Origin of the sequence: Bacillus sp. J14TS2 (assembly GCF_018333015.1) — a bacterium.
Taxonomy (GTDB): domain Bacteria; phylum Bacillota; class Bacilli; order Bacillales; family Bacillaceae_C; genus Lederbergia.
Map to the genome: position 1 here is coordinate 77,405 of NZ_BORE01000004.1, position 17,758 is coordinate 95,162.

General features: G+C 37.6%; 12 protein-coding genes and 1 other RNA gene. 2 read left to right on the forward strand and 11 right to left on the reverse strand.

What is annotated here, in order from left to right; genetic code table 11:
• Positions 1-102: 102 nt before the first annotated feature.
• On the forward strand, positions 103-1,350 hold the full coding sequence (locus KI375_RS07425) for a replication-associated recombination protein A (protein WP_212973165.1): 1,248 nt from the start codon (positions 103-105) through the stop codon (positions 1,348-1,350).
• A gap of 48 nt (positions 1,351-1,398) precedes the next feature.
• Here the strand turns inward: KI375_RS07425 and KI375_RS07430 are convergent, their stop codons facing one another.
• From KI375_RS07430 to KI375_RS07470, 9 genes are all read right to left on the reverse strand, one after another.
• On the reverse strand, positions 1,399-3,627 hold the full coding sequence (locus tag KI375_RS07430) for an AraC family transcriptional regulator (protein ID WP_212972873.1): 2,229 nt from the start codon (positions 3,625-3,627) through the stop codon (positions 1,399-1,401).
• 146 nt (positions 3,628-3,773) lie between these two features.
• The gene (locus tag KI375_RS07435) at positions 3,774-5,276 is read right to left on the reverse strand and encodes an extracellular solute-binding protein (RefSeq protein ID WP_212972874.1); all 1,503 of its coding nucleotides are present in this window, start codon (positions 5,274-5,276) and stop codon (positions 3,774-3,776) included.
• An 83-nt stretch (positions 5,277-5,359) separates the two neighbouring features.
• Complete coding sequence (locus tag KI375_RS07440) at positions 5,360-6,217, reverse strand: carbohydrate ABC transporter permease (RefSeq protein ID WP_212972875.1); 858 nt, start codon at positions 6,215-6,217, stop codon at positions 5,360-5,362.
• Positions 6,218-6,242: 25 nt separating this feature from the next.
• A complete protein-coding gene (locus KI375_RS07445; RefSeq protein WP_212972876.1) occupies positions 6,243-7,208 on the reverse strand; it encodes an ABC transporter permease in 966 nt (321 codons plus the stop codon).
• 368 nt (positions 7,209-7,576) lie between these two features.
• A complete protein-coding gene (locus KI375_RS07450; RefSeq protein ID WP_212972877.1) occupies positions 7,577-8,344 on the reverse strand; it encodes a tRNA threonylcarbamoyladenosine dehydratase in 768 nt (255 codons plus the stop codon).
• Positions 8,345-8,519: 175 nt separating this feature from the next.
• Positions 8,520-8,708: non-coding RNA, 6S RNA (ssrS, locus tag KI375_RS07455), on the reverse strand.
• 340 nt (positions 8,709-9,048) lie between these two features.
• Positions 9,049-10,818 (reverse strand): aspartate--tRNA ligase, encoded by a 1,770-nt coding sequence (gene aspS / locus KI375_RS07460; protein WP_212972878.1) that lies wholly within the window; start codon positions 10,816-10,818, stop codon positions 9,049-9,051.
• Between the two features lie 14 nt (positions 10,819-10,832).
• Complete coding sequence (hisS, locus tag KI375_RS07465) at positions 10,833-12,095, reverse strand: histidine--tRNA ligase (RefSeq protein ID WP_212972879.1); 1,263 nt, start codon at positions 12,093-12,095, stop codon at positions 10,833-10,835.
• Positions 12,096-12,763: 668 nt separating this feature from the next.
• Positions 12,764-12,940 (reverse strand): hypothetical protein, encoded by a 177-nt coding sequence (locus KI375_RS07470; RefSeq protein ID WP_207451543.1) that lies wholly within the window; start codon positions 12,938-12,940, stop codon positions 12,764-12,766.
• A gap of 405 nt (positions 12,941-13,345) precedes the next feature.
• On the opposite strand from KI375_RS07470, the gene KI375_RS07475 reads away from it, so the two are divergent.
• A complete protein-coding gene (locus KI375_RS07475) occupies positions 13,346-14,593 on the forward strand; it encodes an N-acetylmuramoyl-L-alanine amidase family protein (protein WP_212972880.1) in 1,248 nt (415 codons plus the stop codon).
• A gap of 352 nt (positions 14,594-14,945) precedes the next feature.
• Here the strand turns inward: KI375_RS07475 and dtd are convergent, their stop codons facing one another.
• Together dtd and KI375_RS07485 are read right to left on the reverse strand one after the other, a co-directional pair.
• Entirely contained in the window at positions 14,946-15,383 is a 438-nt protein-coding gene (dtd, locus tag KI375_RS07480) for a D-aminoacyl-tRNA deacylase (protein ID WP_212972881.1), read from the reverse strand.
• Positions 15,384-15,494: 111 nt separating this feature from the next.
• Positions 15,495-17,687, reverse strand: coding sequence for a RelA/SpoT family protein (locus KI375_RS07485; RefSeq protein WP_212972882.1), 2,193 nt, complete (start codon positions 17,685-17,687; stop codon positions 15,495-15,497).
• Between the last annotated feature and the right edge of the window lie 71 nt (positions 17,688-17,758).

A 17,758-nucleotide genomic window follows, 5' to 3' on the forward strand; every position in this document is an offset into this window, starting at 1 on the left:
GGATGTCAATTACAACCTTAAAGTTATCCATAAGCTAAGATTTTATATTACTCTAAGCAGTTTGGAGAGATATTTGTGAAGAAACAACCTTTAGCTTTTAGAATGCGTCCCAAAAACATCGATGAAGTAATGGGACAGCAACATTTAGTTGGTGAAAATAAGATTATAGCAAGAATGGTCAAGGCAAAGCAATTATCGTCCATGATTTTATATGGTCCTCCTGGAATCGGTAAAACATCGATTGCCAGCGCGATTGCCGGAAGCACACAATATGCTTTTCGTGCTTTAAATGCCGTGACAAATAATAAAAAAGATATGGAAGTGGTCGCCGCTGAAGGAAAAATGAGTGGAAAAGTGATCCTATTGCTTGATGAGGTTCATCGTCTTGACAAAGCGAAACAAGATTTCTTACTCCCCTATTTAGAAAACGGTACAATTATTTTAATTGGAGCCACAACAAGTAATCCTTACCATGCGATTAATCCGGCAATCAGAAGCCGCTGTCAGATTTTCGAATTATTTCCATTAAGTGAAAATGAAATTAAACAGACATTAAAACGTGCATTAGAAGATCCAGAGAGAGGGCTTGGTACTTATTCCATCTCCATCGAAGAACAGGCTCTAGAGCATTTTGTTACGGCAAGCAATGGGGATGCTAGAAGCGCTTTAAATGCTTTAGAGCTAGCTGTTTTATCAACTGATCCTGCTGAAGACGGACAAATTCATATTACGGTGAACGTCGCAGAAGAATGCTTACAGAAAAAAAGCCTAGCCCATGACAAAGATGGCGATGCTCATTATGATGTTTTAAGTGGTTTCCAAAAGTCGATTAGAGGCAGTGATGTCAATGCAGCTCTTCATTATTTAGGGCGGTTGATCGAAGCTGGGGATCTGCCAAGTATTATTAGAAGGCTTTTAGTAATTGCCTATGAAGATGTCGGTCTTGCCAATCCTCAAGCGGGATCTAGAACCCTTGCCGCGATCCAAACAGCTGAAAAAATTGGATTCCCCGAAGCGCGTATTCCGCTGGCCAATGCTGTGATTGAATTATGTCTGTCCCCTAAATCGAATTCAGCCATAACCGCTATAGATCAAGCACTTAGTGATATTAGAGCAGGACAAAGCGGGGAGGTTCCTCTTCATTTAAAGGATGCACATTATCAAGGAGCCAAAAAACTCGGCAGAGGGATTGATTATAAATATCCTCATAACTATGAGAGTGGCTGGGTGAAACAGCAATACCTCCCTGATAAACTAAAGCACAAACAATATTATGATCCTAAAAAGACAGGGAAATTTGAACAGGCCTTAGCAACGGTCTATGAGAAAATTAGGAAGAATAATCGTTAATAAAAAATAGCACAAACTTAAAAGCTGGAGGCATCATTCCTGGTAGCATTATGAATGGTATTTTTTTCGATATTGTCCAGGTGTCATGCCTTCCACCTTTCGAAATGAACGAATAAAAGAAGCCGAGCTATTGAAATGAAAGATCTCCGCAATCTCAGAAACCTTCAAATTTGTTTCTCTTAACATTTGTTTCATTTTTTTTACTCTAAACTTTAAAAGGTATTCACTGAAGCTTAGTCCTGTTGCCTTTTTAAATACTCTGCTAATATAACTAGGATGGAAATTTATCTTAGCAGCTATCATCTCAAGCGTTAAATTGCTAGTAAATTCCTTTTCTATAATGGATATGACACTTACTGTGATATTAATTTGTGCGCTCCTTTGTTTTTCGGCATACTTTTCCAAAATCGGTGGTAGTATAGTCTTTGTTAACCAATTTCTAACTTCATCTATATTCTTGTGTCGTAGTATCTCCTCAAATAATAGTTTATTGCCGAAAAGAGCTTCCAAAGTTTCATTCAATTCTTCAACAAGCTCCAAAAGCTTAGAAAGTAATTGCACCATTATGTTTTGATATTGCTGAAAAGAAACATTATCTTTTGTAACCGTTGTCATAAATTCGTTTATTAATCGTTCAGCCTCTTCTGTATGTGCACCCTTTATCGAATCTATTAGCTCCTGACAAACCTGTTTCGGAAAAATGCTTTTTTCAGTGTGATCTAGAACAACATCATCAATACTTATGATCGTTCTAGGTTCTATTTTCTGATAAAACCTAAGTGCCTCTGTTGCTTCCTTGTAAGCATGTTCGGTGTTAGCTAGATTTCTATAAGGGCGACTAATTCCAATACGAATGTTTAATTCATGATAGTTCTGAACCAAACGATGAATTTCTTCAGCCAAACTGTATAAATATTTATTATGATCTTTTGGATTTTTTTCATTGATTTGTATGATGTTCACTTGGTAATCATCCAAAACTACCGGAGGAAAGCGTACTCCGATAGGAACCGATTTGCTGATTAGATTCTTAATTGAATATAATATTAATTCATTATCTGCTTCTTTGTATTTAGCTTTTTCCGGCACATCATTTTGAATAACGAGGACAGCCAGTGATTGCCAATCTATATTAAATTCTAGATCCTCTACCATTTCATTGATTTTTTCAACTTTTAGTTGTCCCATAAACAAACCTAAAACAAAGAATTCTTTTAAATGTTCTCTTTGACTTTTAATCTGATCCTGAAATTGAGAAATCCCATTCCGTATACTTATAAATTCATCCTTTAGATTTAAAATGTTTTTACTACCTTCGTGAGACACAACAGATTGATACATGTGAAGAATTGGCTGATACAAATGCTTGGAAGATAAGAAGACAGCAATAATTGTAGCAAGCAAAATAATTCCACACACAATTGCCGTATACCAGCCGATATCCTTTGAGTCCTTAGTGATAGCTCCTATCGGGACAATGGATAAATAGGTCCAATAATTATAAGAAGATTTACTAAAATTAACGCCAACATGCTCATCATTTATTTTCAACGTAAAGTAACCATTTTCCATTTCTTTTCTTCTGAGTTCATTAATCAGCTTATCCGATGTAAGAAGGTGATTCCAAGATCTACTTTCAGAAATTAGTTGGTAATCACTATCCAATACAAAAAAATTTTCTATATTTTTATTTCCATTCATTAGCTTGCTAATTTCCTTCTTGGGAATTGATATCCTTATTAGCCCTTTTGGTTCATTCGTTAACAAAGGTAGTTTTTTTACTAAGTTGACAGATTCCACATTGTCCTGCGAAATCGTCATCCAAGCTGAAGAATTGGGAATTTCTTTTACAGTGGAGTATTTTCTAAAATATCCCGTTTCACTAGGATAATTTAATCCAGCTTTTGTAATCATCCAGTTTTCTCTAAAATTAATTAGTTCTATCTCGTCACTCCATAATTTGTTTGTTTGGAATCTTTTCATCGCAGCTAATAAATCTCGATATGTTACAAAATCTTTAGAAGTTAACCTACGTTCATAGTTAGAGGTAAATAAGGGGGACAAAATAAATTGTGTTACATTATTATCTAGTGTCTCTAGGTGATATTCTAGACTCATCCTAGTCTGCTGTAAAACTTGCATATTTTCTTTTGCAACTTTTTCTTCTATTTCGCTCGCTGCTTTGTAGTAAGATAGAACGCCTAATATAATAACAGGGATAGTTGATAATAATAGACTAAATATAAATAGTTTTTTATAATATCTTGATTTTTTCATAAAGATCCCCCTTATTCCACCATAGTATTCAGGCTCTCCTAATATATTAATCTTAATATTTCAAAAGTTACAAGTGACTTTTAGGGGATTCCATTGTAATAAGACAGGCAGCAAGAGATACCTGTCTCAAATTTTATAAGCCAATATTATTGTTCTAATTTAGCATATTCTGCGGCATACTCTTCTCCCATTTTGTCTCCGCCGCTAGCTCGCCATTTTTCTATTTCTTTTTTCCAACCATCTTCATCCAATTGCCCCATAATAAACTTTATATTTGCATCAGAAATGGTTGTATTTAATTGTGGTCCTTTATCGGCTTGTGTGTCTGAAATTAATCTAGTTGCAGGATTATGAATAGCAAAAGATTCATTTTCAATCGGAAGTTCTATTTCTAACTTCTCTAGCGCTGAAATATCACCTTCTAGCGCATTCGTTTCCGCTGGTACAATTCCAAGTGGTAATGTGTAAGGAAGAATGACATCATTATGAAGGTCTGCTCCCTCATTTAAAACAGGCTTTTCATCAACCAAGTCATAATGCTTTCCTTCAATTCCCCATTTAAATAATGTATGCATTGGCTCTTCCTGAAGTTTTTCAAAAAAGGCTAAAACCTGAAGTAATTCCTCTTCTGTTTTTATAGCTGACTTTGGAAAAACAAATATCCCATTATGTCCTCCTCCTGCAGGAACCCTCTTTCCATGAGGTCCCTCAAGTAAACTGAATGCTCCCAATTCTGCATTTGGGTCATGTTCTCTAATTCGATTATACATACGTACAATCGAATTACTCGTATCAGGCCAAACTCCTGCTTTTCCCAGAGAAAAGGCTTCTTCCCATTGAGAACGCTCAATAACAGCAAAATCTTCTGTAATTAATCCATCGTCATATAACTTTTTAAAGAATTTCAACCCATCCAAATATTCTGGAGTGGATGTTGTATGAATAAACTCTCCATCTTTCTCTTCCCAACCATTTGGTGCCCCAAATAGAGGAGCAAACCGATTAATCAATCCTTCCTTTTCCACAGTCATACCGTACGTATCATCCTTCCCATTCTGATCAGGATCATTATAGGTAAAAGCATGGAGCATTTCGTAAAACTCTTCAATCGTTTCTGGTTCCTTCATTCCCAAGTTATCCAACCAGTCCTTTCGGTAGGTATAGATATCACGGGCTAAAGGTCGAATCCGTGGAAGTCCATAGGTTTTTCCATCGGTGGAAATATTTTCGAAAATAATTGGATTAATGCTTGATAAGTTTGGAAATTGATCTAAGTAAGGGCCAATTTCCCAAAACAGATCGCCCCTAAACGCATTAATCATATATGGCTCTCTGAACTGATTCATACCGATGACCATAGGCATATCTCCTGAAGCAATGACAGCCGGTAACTTTTCTGAAAAGGTTGCACCTGGAGCAGCTTGGATATCCAATTTTGTATTTGTATATTTCTCTATCGCTTTTTCAACATCATTTCCTTTTTGCGGGAATTCGATGCCATCGAAATGCATCATAATACTAATTTCTAATTCTCCATCCTGGTTAGAACTAGGTTTTTCACTAGCCACTTGCTCTTTCCCACTACAACTTACTAAAAAAATTACAGGTAACACCAACCCAATCATAAAAACAAGTAATTTCTTCAACATGGCTCTTTCTCCTCCTTTTTTCAGACAAAATTGATTTATCCTGTCTTAACTGTCTGTTACAGCCTGCCGATTAAAGTTTCACCTTATCCTTTAACAGATCCTAGTAGTACCCCTTTTGCAAAGTGTTTTTGTAAGAAAGGATACACTAACAGGATAGGGACGGTGGAAATCACAATAACTGCCATTTTAATTCCTTCTGAAAAAACAACTGCATCATCTGCAATTTCAGAAGAATCTCCAATTGAACCTTGAGCTAAGATCACAACTTGTCGAAGCAATACTTGCACAGGCCATTTTAATGGATTATTAATATATAAAACAGCATTGAAATACTGATTCCATAATCCAACTGAGTAAAAAAGACCAAAAGCAGCCATTGCTGGCAATGATAGAGGGATGACGATTCTAAATAAAATACCCACTTCATGACATCCATCTATTCTCGCCGATTCCTTCAACTCTTCCGGTATCCCTTGAAAAAAGTTTTTCATAATTATAAGGTAAAAAGCACTGATAGCATTAGGAATCATTAATGCCCATAATGAATCTATTAGTCCCGTCCCTTTGACGATAAAATACGTAGGGATCATCCCCCCATTAAATAACATTGTAAAGATTACGAGCAGCAAAATGATCCGCCTGCCCGCAATATGAGTATGTGCTAAAGCATAGGCCATTAACGAGGTAAAAAATAAGTTAATAAATGTTCCTAAAATAGTGATATAAACCGAGACGCCCATACTTCTTGCAAATGTTTCAGTTGAAAAAATATAACGGTATGCATCTAAAGAAAAACCTGTTGGAATGATCGATGATGAATTGGAAAAAGATGTCATTACAACATATAAAAACGGAAGAACAGTTACCATGGCAATAATAAATAAAATCAGGTGGTTAAATACATCGAATATTCTACTTCCAATCGTTTTATCCTGAATCAAGAGCTATACCTCCCCCCGCTATTTACTAATAAATCCCCTCTTCACCAAATTTCTTTGCCAATGAATTGGCACCTATAACTAATATAAAACCTACAATCGATTTAAATAGACCGACCGCTGCACTGTAGCTAAATTGTCCTTGTCTGATTCCAACTTGATATACGTAAGTATCAAAGACTTCTCCAACTTCACGGTTCATTGCATTTAACATAAGGAAGATTTGTTCAAAGCCCAAATCCAAGAAATTCCCAAGACGAAGAATAAGCAAGATCACTATGACACTACGGATAGAAGGTAAGGTAATATGCCACAATAGTCGCCACCGATTGGCACCGTCAATCCGCGCAGCCTCATATAATTGTGAATTCACACCCGCTAAAGCAGCAAGAAAGATAATTGTTCCCCATCCAGCATCCTTCCAAATCATTTGAATGATGATAAGTGGACGGAACCAATCCTGGCTCATTAAAAACGGGATCTTATCGCCTCCCACCCAAGAGATAAGTTCATTTATGATTCCACCTTCTGTAGTTAATAAAATATAGCTGATCCCAACAACAACAACCCATGATAGAAAATGGGGAACATAAACCATGGTTTGAACAAAACGTTTGAACATTTCTTTTCTAACTTCATTCAATAAAAGGGCAATAATAATGGTGATAGGGAAGAAAATCATTAAGTCTAGAAACGCAATATATAGGGTATTTCTAAACAACATCCAAAACTCTGGTTCACTAAAAAACCTTTCAAAATGTTTGAATCCTACCCACTGGCTATTCCATATACCTAGGTGGGGCTGGTAATTCTGAAAAGATATTAAAACGCCCCACATTGGCATGTATTTATAAACAAGAAAATAGACAAGACCTGGTAATAAAAATAAATAAAGCCATCGATCTTTCCACAAACGAATTGTAAGCGGTTTCCTTTTTGGCGTTAAAAACTTCTGCTTAGTAGTCTCAGCTAACGGCGTTACTTTAGAACTCATGGATAAACCTCCTTTTCTTGTTTGATTTTCGAATTTACTAAAAAATCTATTCCCAATAGGATTATTGCCTATATATAAATTAACAAAGCCCCTAATTACAGTCTATATCCATCTTATAACCTTATTTAGTGAATCTTTATGAGTCATACAAAGCCATACATTGCATTTATAAATCCAAAAAATAAACATACATCTCTTAACCTTAACTATCCATTTCATGATTTATAGAAGAATAGGAGCGGCCGCTATGTGCCACTCCTATTTCTCCAAATACCCAAAAAAGAAAATAAGACCGAAACAAAAGAAACATAAATCGAAAATAATTTATGTTTCTTCGTTTCGGTCCATTAAAAAACTCATTTGTTCAACTATTTACGATCCTTTATTCGTTCGATTGTAATATCTTTAATAATTTCCCTTACGACATAACTAGCCGCAATTAAACCCGCTGTTGAAGGAACAAAGGCATTGGAAGAAGGAGGCATTTGCGCTTTACGAATATCCGATTCGTCATTCCCCACGGTCTTTCGAACATCTTCCTTGATCACAATTGGGCTCTCATCCGAAAAAACAACCGGGATTCCCTTTCTGATCCCTTCCCTCTTCAACCGCGTCCGAATCACTTTCGCAATCGGATCCGTATGGGTCTTCGAGATATCACTTATCTTCAAGCGTGTAGGGTCCATCTTGTTTGCTGCACCCATGGAAGAGATTATCGGAATTTTCCGCTCTAAACATTCCTTCATTAATAAAATTTTGTAACTGATTGTATCTGAGGCATCTACTACAAAATCAGGTTGTTGTTCAAAAAACAGGTCCGAGGTTTCTTCTGTATAAAACATTTTCAAGGAAACTACTCTACATTCGGGATTAATATCTTGAATCCTTTTCTCCATTAAATCAACTTTCGGTTGACCGACAGTTGATAATAACGCAATCAATTGTCGATTGACATTGGTTATATCTACATCATCTTTATCAACCAAAATCAGTTTTCCAACTCCAGATCGAGCTAAAGCTTCTGCTGCAAAAGTACCTACCCCACCTACTCCTAGAACAGCTACTGTACTGTTCTTCAGCCGCTCAAGCCCTTCTTGTCCAATCGCTAATTCATTGCGCGAAAATTGGTGTAACATCTTGTTCAACTCCGTATAATCAGTTTACTTTCAAAAAATATAATATCGTCTCATAGATTTCACTGCTAGATAACATAACGAGATCGTGTGAAACATCGCAAGCTAATAGAGTCCATTTTACACAGTAAAAAACAACCAACGTTTCTCCAGCTGGTTGTATCATTGAAAAAAATGGATAAATCCCGATTATGCCGTCTTTTTAACCTTTGTTTTGAACCCGCTCTAGGCAGGTGGGTGTCCTGCTACAAACCTCATATGTCCTCTCAAGCGGAGGCTTATACTCGGAAGGTAGACAAACAGACTCCCGTAATTATAACTTGTCGGTCAAAACGATAAGGCATTAGGACGAACACATCAGGATTTATCCTGTTAATAAAATATTATCACAGGTTATTTATTTTTTCAAATGGAGCGAAATGGGGATTTATCCCTGTTTTAAGATAAGAAAGTATAGATTTTGGCTAATGCTTTATTTAACTCCAGCGCCCAACGACTAGCAAACTTTCAGTACCCTCCTACGATAAGTCAACAACGATTCCTCTGCAATCTCATCGGATTTCCTTTATCTTTGGCCAACAGGATATTGGTTAGAACGGCGTTGCGACGTACAGGATGTACGAGTGCGGACGAAGCGACAGGACGTCGCGAGTTTAGCCGTTCAACCTTTAAGTTTGTTCATCGATAAACGGACGCTTGCGCTTTTCTTAATCCTCTTTCACCAAATGCAAATGTAATTCCTGTAACTGTTGTTCACTTACGATGTCTGGCGCCTTCATTAATAGGTCACTCGCACTTGCTGTTTTCGGAAATGCAATCGTGTCACGCAAGCTGCCACTACCGGAAAGAAGCATGACTAGACGATCTAAACCAAGGGCGATTCCACCATGTGGAGGAGTTCCATATTCAAATGCTTCAAGCAGGAAACCAAATTTTTCTTTCGCTTCCTCTTCTGAAAATCCAAGTGTCTTAAACATTTTTTCTTGGATATCTTTTTCAAAAATTCTCAAAGATCCTCCACCAAGCTCATATCCATTTAACACAAGGTCATAAGCCTGTGCTTTTACTTCTGCGGGATTTGTTTCTAGCTTATCAATATCCTCACGAACAGGCATCGTAAAAGGATGATGGGCAGCGGAATAACGACCTTCCTCCTCGTCGTATTCTAATAATGGCCAATCCACAACCCAAAGAAATTGATACACAGATTCATCAATTAATTTCAGGTCTTTTCCTAATTTTAAGCGTAAAGCCCCTAAGGCATCTGCAACAACGGAACTCTTATCTGCCACAAATAAAATTAAATCTCCAGATTGAGCGGAGAGCGTTTGACATAATTCAGCTTGCTCTGATTCCGAGAAAAATTTCGCAATCGGCCCTTTCAAAGTGGTCTCTTCGACTTTCATCCAAGCCAATCCTTTTGCTCCATATCTTGCTGCAAATTCTCCAAGGGCATCAATATCTTTACGGGAATAGTGCTGATTGCCATCTTTCACCACAATTGCCTTTACTTGTCCCCCTGATGACACTGCTCCTGAAAATACCTTAAAGCCGCTATCCTTTACAAGTTGAGATACATCATTCAGTTCCATTCCAAAACGAGTATCAGGCTTATCAGAACCGAATCTTGCCATTGCATCGTCATACTTTAGAATTGGAAATGGTGTTTCAATCTCAATATTCTTCGTTGTACGCATTATTCTTTTCATCATTGCTTCCATCATGTTTCGAATATCATCTTGACTCATAAAACTAGCTTCAATATCCACTTGTGTAAATTCTGGCTGTCGATCTGCTCTCAAATCTTCATCTCTGAAACACCGGGCAATCTGATAATATTTATCAAATCCACTTACCATCAATAATTGTTTAAACAGCTGTGGAGACTGAGGCAATGCAAAAAACTCGCCAGCATGTACCCTACTTGGAACTAAATAATCCCTTGCTCCTTCAGGTGTGCTCTTTGTTAAAATCGGTGTCTCCATATCTAAGAACCCTTCGTCATCTAGAAAATTACGAATCGTTTTCGTAATATCGGAACGCATTTTAAATACGGAATACATATCGGGTCGACGTAAATCAAGATAACGATATTTCAAACGAATTTCCTCAGCGGCATCTGTTCGATCTTCAATCATAAATGGTGGCGTTTTGGCTTCGTTGAGCACGGTGATATCTGATACGAGCACTTCAATTGTCCCAGTAGAAATATTCGGATTTATTGTGCTATCCTCTCTCTTCACAACCTGGCCACGTACATCTAGTACATATTCATTTCTTACTTTTTCTGCTTTTTCCAAAGCTTCTTTTGACATATCAGGGTTAAATACAATTTGAACAATTCCTGAACGGTCACGTAAATCAATAAAGATTAGCCCGCCTAAGTCTCTTCGTCTTTGAACCCAGCCTTTTAAAACAACGGACTCTCCAACAGCCGATTCTGTTACTTCTCCACAATAATAAGATCTTCCAAACATCTCTTTTCCCCCCATCAACTTAACAATTCCTCTTTAAGATGCTCCAAGACGACTTCTTTTTGTTCTCCGGTCGCAAGGTTTTTCACTGTTGCTACACCTGAGGATAATTCATCATCCCCAATGATCACGGCATGTTGCGCACCAAGACGTTCTGCAGCTTTAAACTGTGCTTTTAATTTCCGATTCATATAATCTCGTTCAACAGATAGACCATCACGACGTAAATTTTCCAACAACGCAACCGAATAATCTTTTGCTTTTTCGCCTAGAGCGATAATATAAGCATTGATTTGTTTGTTGTTTTTCATTGGAACAGCTTCTGCCTCTAAGGCTTGAATTAATCGTTCTATACTTAAAGCAAATCCGATCCCAGGAGTGTCAGGTCCCCCCATTTCTTGTACGAGGCCATTGTATCTGCCACCGCCGCAAAGAGTTGTAATCGCTCCAAACCCTTCCGCTTCACTCATAATTTCAAAAGCAGTGTGATTATAATAGTCCAAACCTCTTACAAGAGTAGGATCGACAACAAATTCAATGTTCATGCCCTGTAAATAATGCTGCACTTGCTTGAAATAAGTGGCTGAATCATCGTTTAGAAAATCGAGAATAGATGGAGCTGAAGCCATTAACTCATGATCACGATCCTTTTTACAATCCAAAATCCGAAGCGGATTTTTTTCTAATCTTTCTTGACAATCTGAGCAGAATTCATCAATGCGTGGTTGGAAGTGTTGAATCAATGCATCTCGGTGAGCCTTTCTGCTTTCTCGATCACCAAGACTATTTATAACAAGCTTCAATCGTTTAAGGCCTAAGCTACGATAGAATTGCATTGCTAGAGCAATCACTTCTGCATCTATGGCTGGATCCATACTGCCTAGTGCCTCTACACCAAACTGTACAAATTGTCTGTATCTACCTGACTGTGGGCGCTCGTAGCGAAACATAGGTCCGAGATAATAAAGCTTAACAGGTTGATTAGGTAACCCAAACATTTTATTTTCCGTAAAAGAACGCACAATCGCAGCTGTTCCCTCTGGACGTAATGTCAGATCTCTTCCCCCACGATCCTGAAAGGAATACATTTCTTTCTGAACAATATCAGTCGTATCCCCCACACTTCGTTGGAATAATTCTGTTTGTTCAAAAATGGGTGTTCTTATTTCTTGATACTGATATAATTGACATACTTTTTTAGCTGTTTCCTCAATCCATTGCCATTTCTCTACTTCCCCTGGCAAAATATCCTGTGTGCCTCTAGGTATTTGAATCGCCAATGTTTAATCCCCCTTACATTTTTTCATGACTATATAGCTAAACGGACATTTTTTCTACAAAAAAACTCCCGTCCCTTGTTCCGAAAAACAAGGGACGAGAGTTTATTTCCCGCGGTGCCACCCTTTTTAAAGCTATATATTTAACAGCTTTCACTTTAACCGTTATCGCCTGCGTACGTCCAACTTCTACTATCTTTAAGAGGATGTTCAAAAAGTTCGGTAAAAATGACACTTCGAGAATAAAGGATCTTCGACTAAGCACCGACACGTCCTGTGTCGAACGTCGAAGTCACCACATCCTGTGGAAGTTCGTTGGCTTGTTTCTGCACTGCTCATGTATCAGGTGATAAGGATCCTCCGTGTTGCCCACGTCCTGTGGGTAACACGGAAGTCAGTACATCCTGTACAAGTCCGCTGCTTAAAACTGCGCCGCCTTGAACTTCTTGGTCCTTTTTATCCTCCTTTTTGAACACACACTTTATGGGTTCGAAGAGGAAGCCTACGGAATGTGCTTCATTAAGAAATATATCAGAGAAATGCTTTCAACCGAGGCATTTCCTCTCTTTCTGACCATTCTTAATTACTTTTTCCCTCATCAGCTTAATATTGTAATTTGATTATTTTATCATACGAATTTCGCGCTTCTTTGTCAATAGCTTCCAAATATTTTAAGAACGATAAAGACTTTTTTTCCAAGCTTTTATTTCCGATAAAGTTAAACCAGCCTCATGAATGGATTCATGTAATAGATCCATATTATTTTTTTCACACTTATCTTGTAAATCCATTTGAATGATCTGGGAAGAGCTATAGATTAATGTTTGATTTTTCTCATTCGCTCTCATTTATTCTTTCCTCTCTTTTAAGTTTTGTAATAGTATGTCCTGTAAAAAAAGTTTTATTAAAAAAGGATTTTGAACAAGTATCAAGAATACTTACATTGATAATGAACTATGCAAGCTGGTACAATGAGGTGAATCCGAATAAAAGCGCAAGCGCCTTGATCAGCCTGACAAGCAAATGTTCCTGAACCTATGAAGGGAAGGGGCATTAAGTAGAACATCGTCTAAAGACACGTCATCCTGTTGGAAGACTCAGGACGCGACGTCCTGTTGTTTCGTCTGCACTAGTTCGCAACGCCGACGGATTCTCGCTTCTGCGAGCCTAGAAACGATGGCGCATGGAGCTAGATACAAACACTAGCCAAATTTATACTTTCTTACCTCATTAGAAAGGCGGTTTTATTTGCGGTGAAAAAAAGAATGACTTTTTTAACAATCACAGCATTATTTGTAGCAATTATTATGTATTTTTCTCCTGTCACATCAGCAGATTCCGAAAAAGTGACGATTACAGGTGAGATTGTCAATGTTCGCGAACAACCTGGGACAACTTATTCTATTGTTACCCAAATTCATCAGGGGGAAACCTATACTCTAATAGATCATAAAGATGACTGGTATAAAATTAAATTGAGTTCCAATCAAACTGGTTGGATTGCAAGCTCGTTAGCGGAACAACAAGCGAAAGCAAAGACTGTAATGGCAACAGTCAATACCGATATTTTGAATGTTAGAGCTGAAGCAGATTCAACTAGCTCGAAAATTGGGGTTCTTCACCAAGGGGATCAAGTGAAAAAAATTGGAGAACAAAATGACTGGAGCCAAATTGAATATCAATCTAAGAAAGCCTGGGTAAATAGTGCCTATTTAAGTATAGAAGAACGTGTATCTGCTACAACTGATGAAAATCCGATTAGAATTTTGTATGACGGGACGAATGTCCGGAAAAAACCTGCCTTAAAATCCAAAATTATGACACAAGTTTCAGCAGGGGATACCTTTTATCCGTTAGAAAAAAAAGGTGACTGGTATAAAATTGAGTATGCTAGTGGAAAAACAGGATATGTAGCAAGTTGGATTGTCAGCGCCTATGAAGGGGATCTACAATTCAAAGGAAAACCAGGTGCTAAAACAATCGTGATTGATCCCGGGCATGGTGGAAGAGATCAAGGGGCCACTGGTGTCAATGGAAGTCTTGAAAAAACTCTAAACTTGGAAGTAGGAAATCTGCTTGCACGTAAATTAGATAAGGCAGGCTTCAATGTCGTTCTTACTCGTTCCACAGATAAGTATGTTAGCTTAGAATCAAGGACAGAACAAGCACATTATGAACAGGCAGATGCCTTTATCAGTTTACATTTTGACAGTATTGAAGATCAACAAGTTGTGGGGCATACTTCTTACTATTATAATGAGCAAGATAAGGTTTTAGCACAAACAATCCATAATGAAATTACAAATATGGTCGAGCTGCATGATCGCGGGGCCCGTTCTGGGGACTTTTACGTCCTAAGAGAGAATTTACAACCAGCCATTTTGCTAGAATTAGGATATATCAGTAACGCTCATGAAGAAAAGATTATGAATTCCCAATCATTCCACGAGCAAGTAACCGATGCAGTTGTTAAAGGATTGAATAAGTATTTTGATGAATAGAACGGGAATATTTCGAGTTCGAACATGAAACATCACAGGCTGACGCACGAATCAAAGCCTGTGATTTCCCTTTATGCTTGGCCCCATCTATTTTTCTTTTTCTATGCTTTTAAACATTCAATATATTTGGAATACCTATTGCTATACTTCTACGGCATATAAAGCCAGTTTCCTGTGAAATCAGACACACCTAAAAAATTATTAATCATATTATTCAAGCTGAAATGGTTTGACATTTTCTCCCGGAAAAAAAGCACTTCTGCGTAAATCAACTATTCACTTCTAATTTAAAAAAGGAGCCTCCAAAAGTAGGTCATTGAACTTTTGGATAGCTCCTTTTTTGCTATAATATTCATTTTTCAAGAACCAATGTAACAGGTCCTTCATTCACAAGCGATACATCCATCATTTCGCCAAAAACGCCTGTTTCAACCTGCAGCCCTTTCTCTCGCAAAATATTATTGAAATAATCATACAATGCTTCTGCTTCTTCGGGCTTGGCCGCTTTCATGAAATTAGGACGCCTCCCTTTCGTGCAATCCCCATAGAGTGTAAATTGAGAAATAGACAAAATAGAACCTTCTTCATCATATAAAGAGCGATTCATTTTCCCATTTTCATCTTCAAATACACGCAGATGAAAGATTTTTTCGGCCATCCACTCACAAGCTTGCACTGTATCTCCTTCTTGAAAACCAACTAATAACATGAACCCACGCCCGATTTCCCCTACAACTTCTTCATTTACCGTAACGTTTGCTTTTTTACATCTTTGCAAGACAACCTTCATTCTAGATAAACCCCTTTAAGAAAATGCTCAAAAAGTTCGGCAAAGGCATCTCGGCCAATGGTGATTAATGTCAATGGCTTTAGTCGCCTTGCTCCTTTTTGAACATGCGATTTAATTCATAATCCTACGTACGGAATAAATGTCCGGTATTTGTTTGATTTTATCGACAACCTTATGCAAATGGCTAATATTTTGAATAGAAATGGTCATCAGAATCGTCGCCATTTTATTGCGATCAGCTCGTCCAGTAACAGCTGTGATATTTGTCTTCGTTGCACTGACTGTCTGTAAAACTTCATTTAGAATTCCACTACGATCAAATCCAGTAATTTCAATATCAACCTTATACTCTTTGTGCTGATGGGTAGCTGTTTCCCATTCTACCTCAATCAGACGATTACTCATTCCCTCTGTATCAATGTTTGGGCAATCAGCACGATGAACAGAAACACCTCTACCTTTTGTAATAAAGCCGATAATGTCATCTCCAGGTACAGGATTACAACAGCGCGAAAGACGGATCAAAAGATTATCTGTTCCTTTCACTCTTACACCTGCATCATGGCGTTTAGGACGAGAGTCTGTCTTCGTTTCAGCTATCATTATTTCTTCTATTTTTTCTTCTTGATCTCGCTGCTTTCTTAATTTTTCAGTTAAGCGATTTGCCACTTGGAGGGCAGAAATACCATTATACCCTACACTCGCGAACATATCTTCTTCATTTGAAAAATTAAATTTGTCGGCCACTTTTTGAAGATTTTCAGATGTCATAACCTTTTTCACTTCAAAATCTAGCTCTTTTATTTCTTTCTCTATTAATTCTCGGCCTTTTTCTATATTTTCCTCTTTACGCTGCCGCTTAAAAAACTGTTTGATTTTATTTTTTGCTTGGGAAGTTTGGGCAAGCTTTAACCAATCTTGGCTAGGTCCATAGGAATGCTTCGACGTTAATATTTCAATAATATCGCCTGTTTTCAACTTATAGTCCAGTGTTACAATCTTACCATTCACTTTAGCCCCTATCGTTTTATTCCCGATCTCAGAATGAATACGATAGGCGAAATCAATTGGTACAGAACCAGCTGGGAGTTCGATGACATCACCCTTTGGCGTAAAAACAAAAACCATATCCGAGAATAAGTCTATTTTCAAAGATTCCATGAATTCTTCTGCATCATCCGTTTCATTTTGAAACTCAAGAATTTCACGGAACCAACTCAATTTTTTATCCAATGTGTCTTTTGAATCATTGGTTTTTCCTTCTTTATAAGCCCAGTGGGCTGCAACCCCGTATTCAGAAATACGATGCATTTCTTTCGTACGAATTTGCACCTCTAAAGGCTCACCTCTTGGCCCAATCACTGTTGTATGAAGAGACTGATACATATTGGGCTTAGGCATCGCAATATAATCCTTAAAGCGACCAGGCATTGGCTTCCAACAAGTATGAATGATTCCTAAAGCGGCATAACAATCTTTAATACTATTGACAATAATCCGCACGGCTAATAAATCATAAATTTCGTTAAATTGCTTATGTTGAACAACCATTTTACGATAAATGGAATAAATATGCTTAGGCCGTCCATACACCTCCGACTTTATTTCCATCTCGTCTAATTTTGCTTTTACGCTTGTCATGACGTCTTCTAAATACTGCTCTCGCTCTTCTCTTTTCCTTTTCATTAAGTTGACAATTCGGTAGTATTGCTGTGGATTCAAATAGCGCAAAGCCGTATCTTCTAGTTCCCATTTAATCTTTGAAATACCGAGACGATGCGCAAGTGGAGCAAATATCTCAAGTGTTTCGTTCGCGATTCTTCTTTGTTTAGGAGCTGGTAAGTGTTTTAGAGTTCGCATATTATGAAGTCTGTCAGCTAGCTTAATTAGGATCACGCGAATATCTTGAGCCATAGCGACAAACATTTTCCGATGGTTTTCAGCTTGTTGTTCCTCATGTGATTTGTATTTAATTTTTCCTAGTTTTGTGACTCCATCAACGAGCATCGCTACTTCACTGGAAAAATCATTGGAAATATCAGCTAACGTCACTTCCGTATCCTCTACCACATCATGAAGAAAACCCGCCGCGATTGTTGCTGGATCCATCTCTAAGTCAGCTAGAATGCCAGCCACTTGAATAGGATGGATAATATAAGGTTCACCGGATTTACGAAATTGATCTTTATGAGCATTCTCAGCAAACTTATAAGCCCTTCTAACAAACGCAACGTTTTCCTCATTTAAATATTCACTTGTCTTATTGAGTACATCTTCTGCCGATATGTTTTGGTCTTTTGCCATGAGGATCACCTTTTATTTAAATAATAATTACCATGTCGTGTTACTAGTGGATGTTCAAAAAGATCCGGTAA

Excerpts from the sequence above, each read along its gene's own strand:
- KI375_RS07425 (WP_212973165.1), top strand. The coding sequence starts at position 103 with ATGCGTCCCAAAAACATCGATGAAGTAATGGGACAGCAACATTTAGTT.
- KI375_RS07430 (WP_212972873.1), bottom strand. The coding sequence starts at position 3,627 with ATGAAAAAATCAAGATATTATAAAAAACTATTTATATTTAGTCTATTA.
- KI375_RS07435 (WP_212972874.1), bottom strand. The coding sequence starts at position 5,276 with ATGTTGAAGAAATTACTTGTTTTTATGATTGGGTTGGTGTTACCTGTA.
- KI375_RS07445 (WP_212972876.1), bottom strand. The coding sequence starts at position 7,208 with ATGAGTTCTAAAGTAACGCCGTTAGCTGAGACTACTAAGCAGAAGTTT.
- KI375_RS07450 (WP_212972877.1), bottom strand. The coding sequence starts at position 8,344 with ATGTTACACCAATTTTCGCGCAATGAATTAGCGATTGGACAAGAAGGG.
- aspS (WP_212972878.1), bottom strand. The coding sequence starts at position 10,818 with ATGTTTGGAAGATCTTATTATTGTGGAGAAGTAACAGAATCGGCTGTT.
- KI375_RS07470 (WP_207451543.1), bottom strand. The coding sequence starts at position 12,940 with ATGAGAGCGAATGAGAAAAATCAAACATTAATCTATAGCTCTTCCCAG.
- dtd (WP_212972881.1), bottom strand. The coding sequence starts at position 15,383 with ATGAAGGTTGTCTTGCAAAGATGTAAAAAAGCAAACGTTACGGTAAAT.
- KI375_RS07485 (WP_212972882.1), bottom strand. The coding sequence starts at position 17,687 with ATGGCAAAAGACCAAAACATATCGGCAGAAGATGTACTCAATAAGACA.